Annotated in this window: 9 protein-coding genes; 5 read left to right on the top strand and 4 right to left on the bottom strand. The window is 74.0% G+C overall.

Annotated elements, in window-relative coordinates:
- Window positions 1–215: 215 nt before the first annotated feature.
- Both ACIQWR_RS29500 and ACIQWR_RS29495 read left to right on the top strand, forming a co-directional pair.
- A complete protein-coding gene (locus tag ACIQWR_RS29500) occupies window positions 216–2,486 on the top strand; it encodes an asparagine synthase-related protein (protein ID WP_404015651.1) in 2,271 nt (756 codons plus the stop codon).
- Window positions 2,487–2,641: 155 nt separating this feature from the next.
- Entirely contained in the window at window positions 2,642–6,010 is a 3,369-nt protein-coding gene (locus tag ACIQWR_RS29495; RefSeq protein ID WP_404015648.1) for an ATP-binding protein, read from the top strand.
- A 285-nt stretch (window positions 6,011–6,295) separates the two neighbouring features.
- Here the strand turns inward: ACIQWR_RS29495 and ACIQWR_RS29490 are convergent, their stop codons facing one another.
- A complete protein-coding gene (locus ACIQWR_RS29490) occupies window positions 6,296–8,278 on the bottom strand; it encodes a sigma-70 family RNA polymerase sigma factor (protein WP_404015645.1) in 1,983 nt (660 codons plus the stop codon).
- A 263-nt stretch (window positions 8,279–8,541) separates the two neighbouring features.
- Window positions 8,542–9,324, bottom strand: coding sequence for a TetR/AcrR family transcriptional regulator (locus ACIQWR_RS29485; RefSeq protein WP_404015642.1), 783 nt, complete (start codon window positions 9,322–9,324; stop codon window positions 8,542–8,544).
- Window positions 9,325–9,667: 343 nt separating this feature from the next.
- Between ACIQWR_RS29485 and ACIQWR_RS29480 the strand changes: the two genes are divergently transcribed.
- Entirely contained in the window at window positions 9,668–11,086 is a 1,419-nt protein-coding gene (locus ACIQWR_RS29480; protein WP_404015639.1) for an NAD(P)/FAD-dependent oxidoreductase, read from the top strand.
- A 131-nt stretch (window positions 11,087–11,217) separates the two neighbouring features.
- On the top strand, window positions 11,218–12,987 hold the full coding sequence (locus tag ACIQWR_RS29475; RefSeq protein ID WP_399264836.1) for a SpoIIE family protein phosphatase: 1,770 nt from the start codon (window positions 11,218–11,220) through the stop codon (window positions 12,985–12,987).
- A gap of 84 nt (window positions 12,988–13,071) precedes the next feature.
- Here ACIQWR_RS29475 and ACIQWR_RS29470 read toward each other — a convergent pair whose 3' ends face one another.
- A complete protein-coding gene (locus ACIQWR_RS29470; protein ID WP_404016066.1) occupies window positions 13,072–14,361 on the bottom strand; it encodes an MFS transporter in 1,290 nt (429 codons plus the stop codon).
- 124 nt (window positions 14,362–14,485) lie between these two features.
- Here ACIQWR_RS29470 and ACIQWR_RS29465 point away from each other — a divergent pair, with 124 nt between their 5' ends.
- On the top strand, window positions 14,486–15,022 hold the full coding sequence (locus ACIQWR_RS29465; protein WP_399264796.1) for a MarR family winged helix-turn-helix transcriptional regulator: 537 nt from the start codon (window positions 14,486–14,488) through the stop codon (window positions 15,020–15,022).
- A 260-nt stretch (window positions 15,023–15,282) separates the two neighbouring features.
- Here the strand turns inward: ACIQWR_RS29465 and ACIQWR_RS29460 are convergent.
- The coding region (locus ACIQWR_RS29460) for a hypothetical protein (RefSeq protein WP_404015635.1) at window positions 15,283–15,533 on the bottom strand (251 nt) is incomplete at its 5' end.

The raw sequence follows: 15,533 nt of genomic DNA, 5'->3' as shown, positions 1-15,533 counted from the left end.
CACTCAGTACGGCCGAAGAATGGCCGAAACCGACCTATGGGGCGGTGGGCACAGAACGCCAAATACCGCGTGGGCGGGGCGTGTTCGTTTGCATGTGCGCCCCCCTTAACCACTCTCGCACGCCTGTCTCGTGGCAGCATGGACCCGAGCCACCCGGGGTCCCGCCGTCCGGCCGTCCGGCCCCGGTCACGTGCCCACGGGCTGGGGAGACGGCTATGCGGTGGTTGGTGGGCTGGAGCAGTATCGCCGCGAGCTTCGGCACGGCCGGGCGCGTCGGCGAGCCCGGTCGAGGGCCCGACGGGCTGCGCGGCGGCCTCGCGGACGTCCCGCGCACCTCGTACGCCTCCCAAACCCCCTACGCTTCCACCGGCCCGGTCGGGTCCCCGGGATCCGCCAGCGCCTACGGCGGCTCCTACGGCGGCTCCTATGGCGAGCCGGACGAATACACCGAACGCACCCTGCACCCGGTCGGCGCCCAACTCCTGTGGGGCGACCCCGACCCGTTGTGGGCCGTCGGCGACTGGCGCCCCGACGAGATCCGCACCGTCACCGCCGACCCCGCCGACCCCTTCACCCGGCTCGCGGTCCTCGGCTGCTGCGGCGCCGGCGACGCCGAACTGCGCCGCGCCCTCTACGCCGCCCGGGGCGGTGCCCTGCGCCACCTCACCCAGTGGCCCGGCAGCTACACCGCCGTCGTCCAGGCCGGCCGCCGGATCACCGTCGTCGGCGACCTCGCCGGCGCCCGGCCCGTCTTCTACACCCCCTGGGCGGGCGGAACGGCGTACGCCACCGCCGCCCTCCCCCTCGCCGACCTGATCGAGGCCCAGCTCGACATCGGCCACCTCGCCGCCCTGCTGGCCTGTCCCGACAGCCCCGAGGCACTGGGCGACGGCACACCGTACGCGGGCGTCCGCCGGATCCCGCCCGGGCACGCGATCATCCTGCGCGAGGGCTCCCGCGAGATCACCGGCTACGAGCCTGTCGCCTCCCTCGCCGTCGCCGCGCCCGAGATGGAGGCCGCGGCCGCGACGGAGGGCGTGCGGGAAGCACTCGTCGACGCGGTGCGCGCCCGGCTCACGGCGCCCCGCCATGCCCCCGACACCCTGCCCCACGACCCCGGGCCGGTTCCCGGAATGGGCCCCGCCGACCGCCGCGCCGCCCGCGGCGCCCCCACCGCCGGCGTGGGCGCCGACCTCTCCGGCGGCAGCGCCTCCGCCACCCTCGCGCTCCTCGCCGCCGGACTGCCCGGCGCCCCCGGCACCGTCCTCGGACACGGCTCCGGCGCCGGCGAACGCCTGCTCGCCGTCACCTTCAACGACCTCACCACCCCGCAGGGCCGCGAGGGCGAACTCGAACGCGCCCACGCCATCGCCGCCGACCCCCGCCTGCACCACGTCGTCGTCGCCGCGGCCGAAGAGGCCCTCCCCTACGCCGACCTCGACGGCCCCCTCACCGACGAACCCGGCCCCTCCCTCGTCCTCGCCGCCCGCGACCGGCGCCGACTGGCCTCGGGCAGCGCCGACCACTTCGTCGGCCACGGCGCCCGCCAGGTCCTCGACGCGCACCCCGCCCGGCTGGCCGACCTCCTCATGGACCGCCGCAGACGCCACCTGCTGCGGCCCGTCGCCGCCCTCGCCCGCTCGGTCGGCGCCGAAGGCCAGTCCTCCGGCCAGTCGCTGCTCGTCCCCCTGACCGTGTACTCCGCCGCCCGCCGCCTCGCCCGTACGCCCTACCGCGCGGGCATGGAAGCGGCCTCCGCCCGGCTGCGCGAGGGCCTGTTGCCCCGGGGCGCCGCCACCCCGCTCGACGCCTCCCTCGCCGCCCTCACCTGGTGCCGGCCCGGCCCCGCCGCCGGCTGGCTGACCGGCGAAGCCCTCGCCGAGGTCGCCGTCCGGCTCGCCGCGGCCGCGGGCCGCCCCCCGCTCTCGCTGCGCCCCGGGGAGGCCCGGGCCCGCTCGGTCCTGGCCCGGCACGCGGCCGACCACCGGGTCTTCGAACAGGCCGTGGAGGTCCGCAGCCAGCGGCTGCACGCCCCGTTCCTCGACAACCAGGTCGTCCGCGCGGCCCGCGCCCTGCCCGAATCCCTGCGGGTCCAGCCCGGTGCCCGCGCCGCGATCCTGCGGACCGTCCTCGCGGGCACGGGCGTGCGCGAACTCCCGCCCGGCTGGGGCGCCCCGGCCCACTCCGCCAACGAAACGGCGGTCCGGCTCGGGCTGCGCGCCGCCCTCGACCCGCTGCTGGCGCTCTTCGCCGCACCACTGTTGGCGGACGCGGGCCTGATCGAGGCGCGGGTCATCCAGCAGGCCCTGATCGACGCGGCGCAGGGCCGCCCGGTCCCGCTGGACGGCCTCGCCGAACTGGTCTCCGTGGAACTGTGGCTGCGCCGCCTCCTGGGCCGCCGCGGCACCTGCTGGACGGGCACCTCCTCCCCCCGCCGCCGCGCCGTCCCCACCGGCATCCCCCTCCGCCGCCCGGCCCTCTCCTGACCGTCGCCGGGCGGATCCAGCCCCGCCGGCGTTTGAGGCGCGGGTCCGGGGCGGAGCCCGGTTTCGGGAAGGGGGGGTGCAGGCCCCGCGCAGCGGCCCCCACTCACACCCGCACCCATGCCCCCCGCCCCCCACCCCCAAGGCAAAATGACCCCGTGCGGTACCTGATCCTCGGCAACACCCAAGCCCGTGACGATTCCGGCGCCCCCCTCCCCATCGGCGGCGCCCGCCTCCGCGCGCTCCTCGCCGCCCTCGCGCTCCGGGCCGGCGGCCCCGCCGTCCCGGTGTCCGTCCTCATCGACGAGATCTGGGGCGAGGACCCGCCCCACGACGCACCCGCCGCCCTGCAGGCCCTCGTGTCCCGCCTGCGCCGCACCCTCGGCGGCAAGGACACGGTCCAGGCCGACCCCACCGGCGGCTACCGCCTGTCCGCCACCCGGGACGACGTGGACCTGTACGTCTTCCAGCGACTGGCCCGCCAGGCCGCGCAGGCTCTCTCCGCGCCCCTGTCCGGAGCCCGGCCCCCCGCCGACAACACCGGCCCCGCCGACATCCTCCGCCCCGCCGACATCCTCCGCACCGCCCTGGCCCTCTGGCGCGGCCCGGCCCTCGCCGACCTCCCCGACCCCGCCACCCGCGCCGCGCACGCCATCGGCCCGGAGGCCCGGCGCGCCGCCGCCGTCCGCGACCTCATCGAGGCCGAACTGCGCACCCCCACCACCGATCCGGCCACCCTGCTCCCCGAGATCGAGGCGCTGATCGCGGCCCACCCGTACGACGAGCCCCTGCGCGCCCAGCAGTTGCGCGCCCTGCGCGCCGCCGGCCGCACCGCCGACGCGCTCGCCGCGTACGACCGCACCCGCCGCGCCCTCGCCGAAGGCCTCGGCGCGGACCCCGGCCCGGAACTCACCGCCCTCCACGCCGACCTCCTCCGCCCCGCCCCCGCGCCCACGACCACACCCCCCGCCCCCGGCCCCACCCCCACCGAGCGCCGCGGCAACCTCCGCCCCCGCCTCACCTCCTTCGTCGGCCGCGAACCCGAACTCGCCGCCCTCCAAACCGACTTGTCCCGCGCCCGCCTCGTCACCCTCACCGGCCCCGGCGGCTCCGGGAAGACCCGCCTCGCCGAACACGCGGCCGCCCGCCACGCCGAGCGCACCGACCCCGCCACCCCGGCCACCCCCGCCGAACCGGTCTGGCTGGTCGAGCTGGCCCGCCTCGACCACCCGGCGGCCGTCCCCGGCGCGGTCCTCAGCGTCCTCGGCCTGCGCGACACCGTCCTCGTCGGCCGGGAGAAGCCCGTCGCGCAGGACCCCACCACCCAACTCCTGGAACACTGCGCCCAGCGCCGCCTCCTCCTCGTCCTCGACAATTGCGAGCACGTCATCGGGGCCGCCGCCGAGCTGGCGGAGCGGCTGCTCACGCACTGTCCGGGCGTGCGGATCCTGGCCACCAGCCGCGAACCCCTCGGCGTGCCGGGGGAGTTGCTGCGCCCGGTGGAGCCGCTGCCGGACCCGATGGCGGTGCGGCTGTTCGCGGAGCGCGGCGCCGCCGCCCGGCCGGGGTTCGCCGTGGCCGACGACCCGGCCGCCGCCGTCGAGATCTGCCGTCGGTTGGACGGGTTGCCGTTGGCGATCGAGTTGGCGGCGGCGCGGTTGCGGTTGCTCACCCCGCGGCAGATCGCGGACCGCTTGGACAACCGGTTCCGGTTGTTGACCAGCGGGAGCCGTACGGTGCTGCCGCGCCAGCAGACGCTGCGGGCGGTGGTCGACTGGTCCTGGGAGCTCCTGGACACCGACGAACGCACGGTCCTGCGCCGCCTGTCCGTCTTCGCGGGCGGCTGCGACCTGACCGTGGCCGAAGCCGTCTGCGCCCTGCGCGACCCCGACCCCGAACTCCATGCCCGGTCCGGGACCGACATCGCGGACGTGGCCGACGTGCTCGGCGCCCTGGTCGACAAGTCCCTCGTCGTGGCCGACCCGGCCCCGGTCCGGGTCTCGCCCGGGGTCTCCTCCGCCGCCGAGGGCGCCACCGCGATGCGCTACCGCATGCTGGAGACCATCCACGAGTACGCCGCCGAGCGCGCCGCCGAGGTCCCCGCCGACCTGGCCGCCACCGTCCGCCGGCACACCGCCCACTTCACGGCCCTGGCCGAAGAAGCGGAACCCCGCCTGCGCTCCGCGGCCCAGCTCCCCTGGATCGTGCGGATCGAGACCGAGCTGGACAACCTGCGCGCCGCCTTCACCGCAGCGGTTTCCGACGCCGACCAGGAGACCTCCCAGCGGCTCATCTTCGCCCTGGGCTGGTTCTGGTGGCTGCGCAACTACCGGTCCGAGGGCGCCGAGTGGACCGGCCGGGTGATCGAGCTCGACCCGGTGGAACCGGCCGCCGACACCCCCGCGTACTGGCCCTGGATGCGCCTCCAGCTCCTCCACGTGTTCCTGCTGTCGGAAACCCTCCCGACCGGGGAGTTCCGCACGCCCGAGCGCCTGGCCATGGCCGATCGCATCCAGCGGGCCTTTCGCCGCCCCGGCCCGGAGGCCGCCCGCTTCCCCGGCATGCTGTGGCCGCTGACCTGCTACCTCACCGGCGACTCCCTCGACTTCCACGCCGGGCTCGACGAGACCGTCACCAACTGCCGTGAGCACGCGGGCGAGTGGGAGCTCGGGGTGACCCTCATGCTCCGTACGCACGTCGCCATCGACATCACCGGCGGACTCACGACGGTCGACGAGGACCTGGCGGAGCTCCACGAGATCGCCCGTCGCGTCGGTGACCGCTGGACCCGCGCCCAGGTCTCCAGCGCCGCCGGCGAGGTCGCCCTCTCGCGCGGCCGGTTCGATTGGGCGCGCGCCGAGTACGAGGAGTGCCTGCGCCTCGCCCGCGAGGTCGGCTCCCACTTCGAGGCGCCGTTCGCGCTCGCCCGGATCGCCGAGACCGCCTACTGCCTGGGCGACTCGGCGGACGCCCTGCGGCTGCTGGCGGAGGCCGACGCGGAGGCGTACGACACCCAAGTGACCGACGTCCTGGCCTTCTCCCACCTCCTCGGCGGAATGATCGCGCTGGACCAGGGCGATACCGTCCGGGCGCGCGCCGAGCACGAGCGGGCCGGGGCCGAGTCGCTGCGGGCGAACGTGCCGCCGCAGTTCGTGGCGGGCCTGGCGAACCTGGACGCCCGGCTCAAGGCACTGGTGGAGGGTCCGGCCGCCGCACTGGCGGTGATCGTGCCGGCGCTGGAGAAGGCGCTCAGCGAGCACTGCGCGGAACGGGTGCTGGCCGTCCTCGCCGAAACGACCGCGGTGCTGCTGGCGGACGTGGGCCGGCCCGCCGGGTCCGTACGCGCACTGGCCGCGGCCACCGCCTGGCGTGCCGGCTTCCCGCGGTCCGTACCCGAAGAGGCCCTGGTGCACGACCTACCGGCCCGCAACAGGTCCGCCCTCAGCCCGACCGCCTACGCCCACGAAGCCGCAACAGGCGCCACCCTCTCCCCCCGAACCCTCCTCACCGACCTCACCACCCCCTGAGACCAACACCATCCCAGCCCCGCCGGCGTTTGAGGCGCCTCCCGGAGGGCCCACCAGGCCGCAGGCGCCCCCTGACCCCAGCACCCGAGCCGCCCATTCCAGCCCCGCCGGCGCTTGAGGCGCCCCCGGAGGGTCAACCGAGCCGCAGGCGCCCCCTGCCCGCTGGCACCCGTGCCGCACCATTCCAGCCCAGCCGGCGTTTGAGGCGCCCCCCCCGGAGGGCCCACCAAGCCGCAGGCCCACCCGCCGCCGGCCACCCAGCCACAGGCACGCGCCCGGGCCGATTCACCGACAGCTGATCACCGAGTCGGCCCAGGCGGCCAACGTCAGGTCGGCACGCCGATCGGCATGCTCCACGACCAGCCGCAGCGTCGCGCGCCCGGCCAGCGAGACCTCGACCGGCACCGCGGGCTCGCCGTAGGAGACCGGGGCGGACCGCCACAGCCGCACCCCGTCCCCGTACACGGAGAACCGCACGGCGCCGTCACCCGGCAGGGACAGCCCGTCCACCCCGGCCCGCGCCGAGAAGGAGCTGCACACGCGGTTCAGGGTGATCTCCACCGAGGACCGGGCGTTGACCGTGATCCCGTGCCCGTAGCGCCGGTCGCCGACCACCAGCCCCCACCGCTGCCACACCCAGCTGCTGCGCCAGGTCTGCACCTCGGGCCCGTCGTGGTCGCCGAGCGCGGACTGCTCCAGCCGCACCAGCTGGTAGCCGGTCGCGGGAGCGGGCGGCGGGCTCGGCTTCGGCGAGGGCCGCGGGGGACTCGGCGTCGCCCGCGGCGGGCTCGGCTTCGCGGGGGTCGGCGCGGACGGCGAGGACGACCGGGGCGGCGACGGCGAGGGCGCGTGCGGCGCCGAACTGCGCGGCGACGGTACGGGCGCCCGTACGACCGGCGGCCGCGGCGCGGGCACATCGGGCTCCGGGGAGAGGGGAGCCGGGGCGTGCGGGAGCACGGGCGCGACGGCGGTCGGCTTCGGCGCCACCCGGGCCTCGGGCTTCGCGTCGTCCCCGGCCAGCGCGAACACCACCCCGGCCGCGGCGGCCACCACCACACCGGCGGCGATGGCGGCCTTGGCGGGCAGCCCCAGCCCTTCGGAGGCCAGCGCCCCCGCACCCGAGGCACCGGCCCCGGACCCACCGGCGGCCCCCGCCGCCCCGGCCCCGGCCCCCGCCCCGGCCCCCGCCCCGGCCGTCGAACCGCCCGCGGCCGCCGCGGCGGCACCCGCACCGCCCGCGGCCACGACCCCGCCGGCCACCACCCCGGCCGCCTTGACCGCGTACCCGGCGGCGAACCACCCGATGACCGCGACCGGGAGCAGCGCCGGGATCCCGGCATTGACGTCCTTGAGTTCACCGGCGACCAGCCGGCACTTCACGCACTCCTCCAGGTGCTTGCGCAGCCCCCGCTCGGCCCGCACCCGCAGCCCGCCCCGGGCATGGGCGCCCAGCCGGTCGGCGTAGCGGGCGCAGTCCCCGCCCTCGCTCAGCGCGGTGCTCACGTGGGCCTGGAGATAGGCCTGCTTGAGCCCCTCCCGGGCCCGGCTGGCCAGCACCGCCGTCGCATTGGCGGTCAGCCCGAAGAGCGGGGCGATCGCGCTCGGCGAGGCCTCCTCGACGGTGGTGTGCCACAGCACGGCCTGCCACCGCTCGGGCAGGCTGCGGAAGGCCTGCATGGCCAGCGACTGCTCGGCCTCGTGCATGGCCCGTACGTCCGCGCCCAGTTCCAGGGTGTCCGCGCCGGGCGCCAGCCCCGTCCCCGCTTCGGCTCCCGCGCCGGACTGCTCCGCGAACAGGGCGAAGTCCTCGACGAGCTGCTCCCGCTTGGCGGTCTTCGTCCAGGCCGCGGCGACGCGGCGGACGGTGGTGAGCAGGTACGCGCGCACCGCCTGGTCGGGCCCGGCCCCGCCGCGCACTGCCTGGAGGGTCCGGGCGAACACCTCGGCGGTCAGGTCGTCGGCGGTGTGGGCGTCGCGGCAGCAGGTGCGCGCGTAGCGGCGTACGGAATCGGCGTGCCGCCGGAAGAGCTCCTCGTAGGCGCCGTCGTCACCCCCGCGCATCCGCGCGATCAACTCGGCGTCGGACGAAAGCGGTTCCGCACCGACCGCACCGGCCGAGCCCGCCGCCGCGCTCGTACCACCGGAGGCCCGGGCGCCGCTCGGTTCGCGCTGGGCGGGGACCTGCCGGGCGGGCAACTCACCCGCATCGGACTCGCCGCCGGGGCCCGCCGCACCGGAGACCGGATCTTCCCGCCCGTCAACGCCCATCGCGCAAGCCCCCGCAGGACACACTCAGCCGGTACACCGAACCAGCGTGTCACACGGCGACCGCGCACCGGACCGCTCCGGACGGCATCCACTCATCCGGGCAGGATTCGGCGAATTCCCGCACCCCACCTCACCCGTCCGGGTGACCGTCCGTTCGAGGGGCCCGCTCCACGGACGCACCCGCGGGAGCCGAACGCGCGGCCGGTCCACCCGGTTTCCCGGCGGACCGACCGCGCGAAGGTGACTCAGCCGTGCCGATCCGCTCAGACGGTCCGCGAGCGCAGCCCCTCCAGCAGGATGTCCAGCAGCCGGGCCGAAGCGGCCGCCTGCTGGGCCGGGTCCGGCAGTGCGGGCGCGGCCGTCGCGATGACGAGCAGGACATCGGCGACCGTGACGTCGCGGCGCAGTTCACCGGCCTCCCGGGCGCGGTCGACCAGCCGGCCGACGACCTCCAGGAGCGCACCGGCGCCCGCGTCCTCCGACGGCTCGTCGTCGATCGACGTACGCCCGCCCACGACCCGCAGGTCCGGCTGACCGCCGACCACCACGGCCTGCCGCTGCTGCGGCACCCGCGCCGTGTCCACGGCCTCCAGCACGTCCTGGCCGTCCTCGTTGGTCGAGCCGACCCGCAGCACCTGCGGCGGCAGCAGCCGTCCGGCGCCCGAGGCGACGGAGGTGCGCAGGAAGCGCGACAGCGCCTGCCACGGCTCCTCCTCCTGGCCGAGCGCGGCCCTGGCCTGCTCGGTCAGTCGGGAGGTCTCCTCCTCGGCTATGCGCCGGACCAGGACGTCCTTGCTCGGGAAGCGCCGGTAGACGGTGCCGACACCGACGCGGGCGCGCCGCGCGACGTCTTCCATCGGAGCCCCGTAGCCCAGTTCACCGAACACCTCGCGCGCGGCGCGCAGGACGTGTTCGAGGTTGCGCTGTGCGTCGACCCGCAGGGGCGTGGAGCGGCCCACGCCGTGCGAGGTTCCACCAGCGATCACACGAGTGGCGCCCTCGGTCGAGAGCGCGGTCGCAGACCCATGGAAATCGGAAATGTTCATATGTTTCCCCCGGTAATCATTTGTCTCCCCCCGGAGACAGTCCCCGCCTTCGTGTCGAGGGGGGCCACAGTCATGTGGGCCCTGGTCCTAACTCCTCGACGGGCTACGAACATAGTTGAGCCAGAGTCAATTCAGAAGAGGCAGCTCCGTACGGACCATCGCTCGATCGGAGCATTGACCCCCACTTTTCCGTTCCAAGCCCCCGGAATCACCCCCTCCGCACTGCCTGACCTGCGCACCTCACCCCTCATCCACATCTGTGAACCAGCCCTTCACACCCCCACCTCCGGTCACACAATTTGTCGAGCCTGTGGACAAACTCCCGGCCACGTTGCGTCATGGGATGGTGAAGGCTGCTAACTCCCGGGGCTCGGCCCCCGGCACCCCGCCCCGGACACGCATCCTCGTCGTCGGCGGAGGTTACGTCGGCATGTACACGGCGCTCCGGCTCCAGCGAAAGCTGAGAGCCGACGAGGCCGAGGTCACGGTGATCAGTCCCGAGCCGTACATGACCTACCAGCCCTTCCTCCCCGAGGCGGCCGCCGGCTCCATCTCCCCGCGCCACGTCGTCGTACCGCTGCGCCGCGTGCTGGACCGCTGCCGCATCGTCGTGGGCGAGGCCCGCAGCATCGACCACGCCAAACGGACCGCGACCATCACCACCCTCGCCACCGCCGAGGAGGGCACCGGCGCCTTCGAGATCGAGTACGACGAGATCGTCGTCGCCCCCGGCTCGGTGTCCCGCACGCTCCCCATCCCGGGACTCGCCGAGTACGCCATCGGTTTCAAGACCGTCGAAGAGGCCATCGGCCTGCGCAACCACGTCATCGAACAGATGGACATCGCCTCCTCGACCCGCGACCCGGCCATCCGCGACGCGGCCCTGACCTTCGTTTTCGTCGGCGGCGGATACGCGGGCGTCGAGGCCCTCGCGGAGCTGGAGGACATGGCCCGCTACGCCGCCCGGTACTACCACAACATCAAGCCCGAAGACATGAAATGGGTCCTGGTGGAGGCCAGCGACCGGATCCTCCCCGAGGTCGGCCCCGAGATGGGCAAGTACACGATCCGGGAGCTGCGCGCCCGCAACATCGACCTGCGCCTGGAGACCCGCCTGGAATCCTGCGCGGACCGCGTCGCCGTCCTCAGCGACGGAGCCCGCTTCCCCACCCGCACCGTCGTGTGGACCGCGGGCGTCAAACCCCACCCCGTCCTCGCCGCCTCCGACCTGCCCCGCAACGAACGCGGCCGGCTCGCCTGCACCGCCTTCCTCACCGTCGCGGGCGTCGAACACGCCTGGTCCGCCGGGGACGCGGCCGCCGTCCCCGACATCACCGCCGCCGCACCGGGCACCGAATGCGCCCCCAACGCGCAGCACGCCGTCCGCCAGGCCAAGGTGCTCGCGGACAACCTGATCCACGCCCTGCGCGACGAAGTGCTCACCGAGTACGCCCACAAGTACGTCGGCTCCGTGGCCTCCCTCGGCCTCCACAAGGGCGTCGCCCACGTGTACGGCCGCAAGCTCAAGGGCTACCCGGCCTGGCTCATGCACCGCGTCTACCACCTGAGCCGCGTCCCCACCTTCAACCGCAAGATGCGCGTCCTCGCCGAATGGACCCTCTCCGGGCTGTTCAAGCGCGAGATCGTCTCCCTCGGGTCCCTCGAACACCCCAGGGCCGAATTCGAACTCGCCGCGGGCGGCGGACCCAAGGAACCCCCACCCCCGTCCGCCCCCAACCCCCCGAAGGACAGCCAGCGCTGACGTTGTCAGTGTGGTCGGCCACACTGGACGTGTGACCATAGGTGGGCTCACACCTGCACAGAGTGACACCGCCGAGCGACCGACCACGAGCGATGTAGCGACCAATAGCGACACCACGAGGCTTGAACGCAGTGAACTTCACGCGCTGGAGCGCCCGGTTTCCAGGAACGCAGCGCCGCGCCGCCGCCCGGACCGAACATGCCGCAGCCCAGGCCAAGCGGGGCGAAGGCTCCGTCCCGGCAGCCCGCGGCGTCCGCGCCGACCCCACCGGCAGTGGCACCGAGCGGAGCCCGTCCACCCAGGACGGCGGCCCCGCCGGCCCCACGGACCCCACCGTCTCCGGGACCGGAACGGGATCCGCCGCGGCGCTCGCCGCGGTGCCCTCCCTCGACGTGCTCTCCGTGCGCGAGGTCCTCGGGTGCCTCCCGGCCCGCGTAGCGCTCGTCCACGGTCCCGAGCACCGCATCGCCTACGTCAACGACGCCTACACCGCGGGCTTCGGCCCCCGGCCCACCGGCGCCGCCGCCCACGAAGCCCTGCCCGAACTCGGCGAGCTCGGGCTGCTCCCGCTCCTCGACCAGGTCCTGCGCAGCGGCAAGCCCCGTACCGCCAAGAACCGCAAGGCGCCCGGTGGCAGCTCCTACACCGCCACCTGCACCCCCGTGGACTTCCCCGAGGCCGACGGCGCGGGCCGCAGCGCGGGCGTGTTGATCCACCTCGCCGACGTCACCGACCACGCCGAAGCCGTCGAACGGCTGCGCACCGCCGAGCGCCGCCAGCGCGAGGCCGTCGTCACCCTCCAGCGCTCCCTGCTCCCGCAGGAGCTCGAACAGCCAGACGACCTGCGCATCGCCGCCACCTACCAACCCGGCGGCACCGAGGCCGCGGTCGGCGGCGACTGGTACGACGTCATCACCCTCGGCGCCGGCCGCACCGCCCTCGTCATCGGCGACGTCATGGGCCGGGGCGTCCGCGCCGCCGCCGTCATGGGCCAGCTGCGCACCGCTGTGCGCGCCTACGCCCGGCTCGACCTGCCCCCGCACGAGGTGCTCCAGCTCCTCGACGGACTCGCCGCCGAGATCGACGCCAGCCAGATCGCGACCTGCGTGTACGCCGTCCACGACCCCAGCGAGGGCCTGCTGGCCTACGCCTCCGCGGGCCACCTGCCCATCCTCGTCCGCGACGAGGACGGCACCGTCCGGCGCGCCGCCGACCCCACCGGGCCCCCGCTCGGCACCGGCGGCTGGCTGCACACCTCCGGCACCATCGCACTGGGCCCCGGCTCCACCGCGGTCCTCTACACCGACGGCCTCGTCGAGCGCCGGGGCGAGGACATCGACGAGGGCGTGGCCGCCCTGGAACGCGCCCTCTCCGGCGCCCTGGGCACCCCCGCGGTCATCTGCGACCGGCTGATGCGCGCCCTGGGCGTGGACGCCGACCACGACGACGACGTCGCCGTGATGGTCCTCCAGCAGCCCGCCCGCGTCGGCTCGGAGGCGGAGCTCTTCCACAACGCGGCCCTGGAGCTGCTGGGCGGCATCGAGGCGGCCCCGCGCGCCCGGGCCTTCGCCCAGGGCGTCCTCGCCTCCTGGCGCTTCCCGATGGAGCTGTGCGACCTCGGCGTGCTGGCCGCCAGCGAGCTCGTGGCGAACTCCCTCCAGCACGGCACCCCGCCGATGCGCCTGCGCCTGCGCCGTACGGACCGCCGCCTGATCATCGAGGTCACCGACGGGGACGACCACCTGCCGCGGCGCCGCCGCGCCGAACCGGCCGACGAGACGGGCCGCGGCATCTCGATCGTCGCGACCATCGCCTCCTCGTGGGGCACCCGGCGCACCCCGGGCGGCGGCAAAGCCGTCTGGTGCGAGTTCGCCCTCCCGGACAAGAAGCCGGGCGAGTAGGGGCGAGGGCGAGGAACAGGACGCACGGAAGGCCCCGGTCCAGTCGGACCGGGGCCTTCCGTGCGTCCTTCGTACGGTCGCCCGTTACGCCGAGACGGGCTCGGCGACGGCGGCGGCCCGCGGGGCCGACACCTGGGCCGGCGCGACCTTCAACAGCGACGGGTTGTCCTGCCCCGGCGTCAGCTGCTTGCCGAGCCGCAGCGCGAGCCAGGCGATGCCCAGCGAGACCACGACGAAGATCCCGATGTAGAGCATCGGCACCCCGGCACCGACCGGCACGCCCAGCGGCCCGAGCGCCAGAGCCATCTGCTTGACCAGGGCGAAGGCCGAGTTGTACTGGCCGACCGAACCCTCCGGCGCCAGGTCCGCCACCAGCGGAGCCAGCGTGGGCGACAGCATGGCCTCGCCGATGCCGAAGAGGGCGTACGTCGTGATGAACGCGGCGGCGGCCATCATGGCGCTGCCGTGCCCCAGACCCGAGAAGCCGGCTATGAGCCAGGCGCCCGTCCAGATCACGCCGACCAGGGCGATGACGCGCGAACGACGCCGCTTCTCGACCAGCCGCAGCACCACGAACTGCGCCACGACGATCGCACCGGTGTTGGCGGCCAGCGCGAAACCCAGGGTGGAGGGGGAGATCCCGGCCGCTTCGGTGCCGAAGGCGGCGAGACCGGACTCGAACTGCCCGTAGCAGGCGAAGAAGATCACGAAGCCCAGCACGCAGAGCTGGACCATCGCCTTGTGCTCCAGCAGCCGCTTCCAGCCGCCCCCACCCGCCTGGGCGGGGTCCTTCGGCACCGCGTCCTTGATGCTCGGCGCGTGCGGCATCCGCACGGTGGCGATCACGCCCGCCAGCACCAGGAACATCACGGCCTCGATGCTGAACAGCAGGGTGAAGCTGCCGGGACGGTCCACGTCCACGATCTGTCCACCGATGAGGCCGCCGATGCCGAGACCCAGGTTCTGCATGAAGAACTGGAGCGCGAAGGCACGGGTCCGGGTGCTCGGGGTGGAGCACCACACGATCATGGTGGCCAGCGCGGGCTGCATGACGGCCTGACCGGCACCCAGCGCCAACGCGGACAGCAGGATCGGGACGACGCCGGTCGACAGACCCAGCGATATCGCGCCCACCGACGCGGCCACCGCCGCGCCCATGACCACGGGGACGGGCCCGCGCCGGTCGATGACCCGACCGGTGAGGGGCAGCGCGAGAAGGGCGCCCAGGGCGAACGCCACGAAGGCGCACGTCGCCGTAGCCGCACCCAGATCCCGCACCTGCGCCACGTAGATATAGAGGAACGGAACCGTGAAACCGATACCGAACGCGGTCAGCGCGTTACCGGCCTGGATCCTCCGCATCGCAGCGCCCATCACCTTGGTCACTTCTCACCTGCCTTCACTACTGAAGCCTGAAGACTTCATACCTAAAGTTCGATCCTTAACTCTACACACCGAAGGAGTTAGACGCCAATGGGCTCGTGCCATACTTCGGACCATGGGTGACACCCCCGACGGCACTACGCCCGTCCACGAGCCGAGCCTCGATGAGCAGATCGCCGTCTATCAGCGCGAGTTCCAGGACCTCGACCCCCAGGTCGAGAAGGTCGTGTCGGCCCTGAGCCGCCTCAACCGCCGGATGAACGTCGCGTACGGCCGCCAGACGGCGGCCCTGGGCATCAGCAACGCCGAGTGGGAGGTCCTCAAGGCCCTCGTGCTCGCGGGCGACCCCTACCGGATGGGCCCGAGCGAGCTGGCGAAGCAGCTGGGCCTGACGCCCGCAGCGATGACCCACCGGATCGACCGCATGACCGCGGACGGCCTGGTGACGCGGGAGCGCGACGAGTCCAACCGGGTCCGCGTGATCGTGGAGCTGACGAACGAGGGCCGCAGCAAGTGGCTCGACGCGATGCGCGCGGCCACGCTCTTCGAGGAGGACCTCCTCCAGGACCTCTCCACCGTGGAGCGCGCCCTGCTCGGCGACATCCTCACGCGCCTGCTGGACCGGGTCGAAGGCCTCCAGTCGCCCGCCTGACCTGGCACGCGAACCCGGGGTTGACACCAACCCCGGGAGTCCGTAAGGTTCTCCGAGTTGTCCCAGAGCCGGAACGGTTCCGTGGCAGCAGATACGCCGCCTCGTAGCGGCACCCAACTCAGCACGATCTCCCACCGGGAACGAATTCGGCATGCCCGAATTCCTACCGAGGCCCGATTATGAGCCACCCGGGAAATCCGCTAGAGTTTGGGAGTCGGAACGGCCCAACAGCCGCAAAGACAAACCCCGCTGACTGGGGGTCAGGCCCGAAAGGTTCTGATAGAGTCGGACTCGCCGGAAAGGGAAAGCGCGAAAGCGAAGAACTGGAAAGCGAAACCCGCTTCGACCGGGAATCGGACACGAAAGAGTCTGATAGAGTCGGAAACACGAAGAACGAAGCCCGGAGGAAAACCCGCGAGGGTGAGTACAAAGGAAGCGTCCGTTCCTTGAGAACTCAACAGCGTGCCAAAAATCAACGCCAGAAGTTGATACCCCGTCCACTTCGGTGGAT

The organism is Streptomyces sp. NPDC098789 (assembly GCF_044759975.1).
In the GTDB taxonomy this organism is placed as follows: Bacteria; Actinomycetota; Actinomycetes; order Streptomycetales; family Streptomycetaceae; genus Streptomyces.
Note: the sequence above shows the minus strand (reverse complement) of the source record. Positions and strands in the feature narration are given on the sequence as shown.

What these genes read in the sequence shown, in the direction of transcription:
- ACIQWR_RS29500 (WP_404015651.1), top strand. Translation starts at nt 216, where the DNA reads ATGCGGTGGTTGGTGGGCTGGAGCAGTATCGCCGCGAGCTTCGGCACG.
- ACIQWR_RS29490 (WP_404015645.1), bottom strand. Translation starts at nt 8,278, where the DNA reads ATGGGCGTTGACGGGCGGGAAGATCCGGTCTCCGGTGCGGCGGGCCCC.
- ACIQWR_RS29485 (WP_404015642.1), bottom strand. Translation starts at nt 9,324, where the DNA reads ATGAACATTTCCGATTTCCATGGGTCTGCGACCGCGCTCTCGACCGAG.
- ACIQWR_RS29480 (WP_404015639.1), top strand. Translation starts at nt 9,668, where the DNA reads ATGGTGAAGGCTGCTAACTCCCGGGGCTCGGCCCCCGGCACCCCGCCC.
- ACIQWR_RS29470 (WP_404016066.1), bottom strand. Translation starts at nt 14,361, where the DNA reads ATGGGCGCTGCGATGCGGAGGATCCAGGCCGGTAACGCGCTGACCGCG.
- ACIQWR_RS29465 (WP_399264796.1), top strand. Translation starts at nt 14,486, where the DNA reads ATGGGTGACACCCCCGACGGCACTACGCCCGTCCACGAGCCGAGCCTC.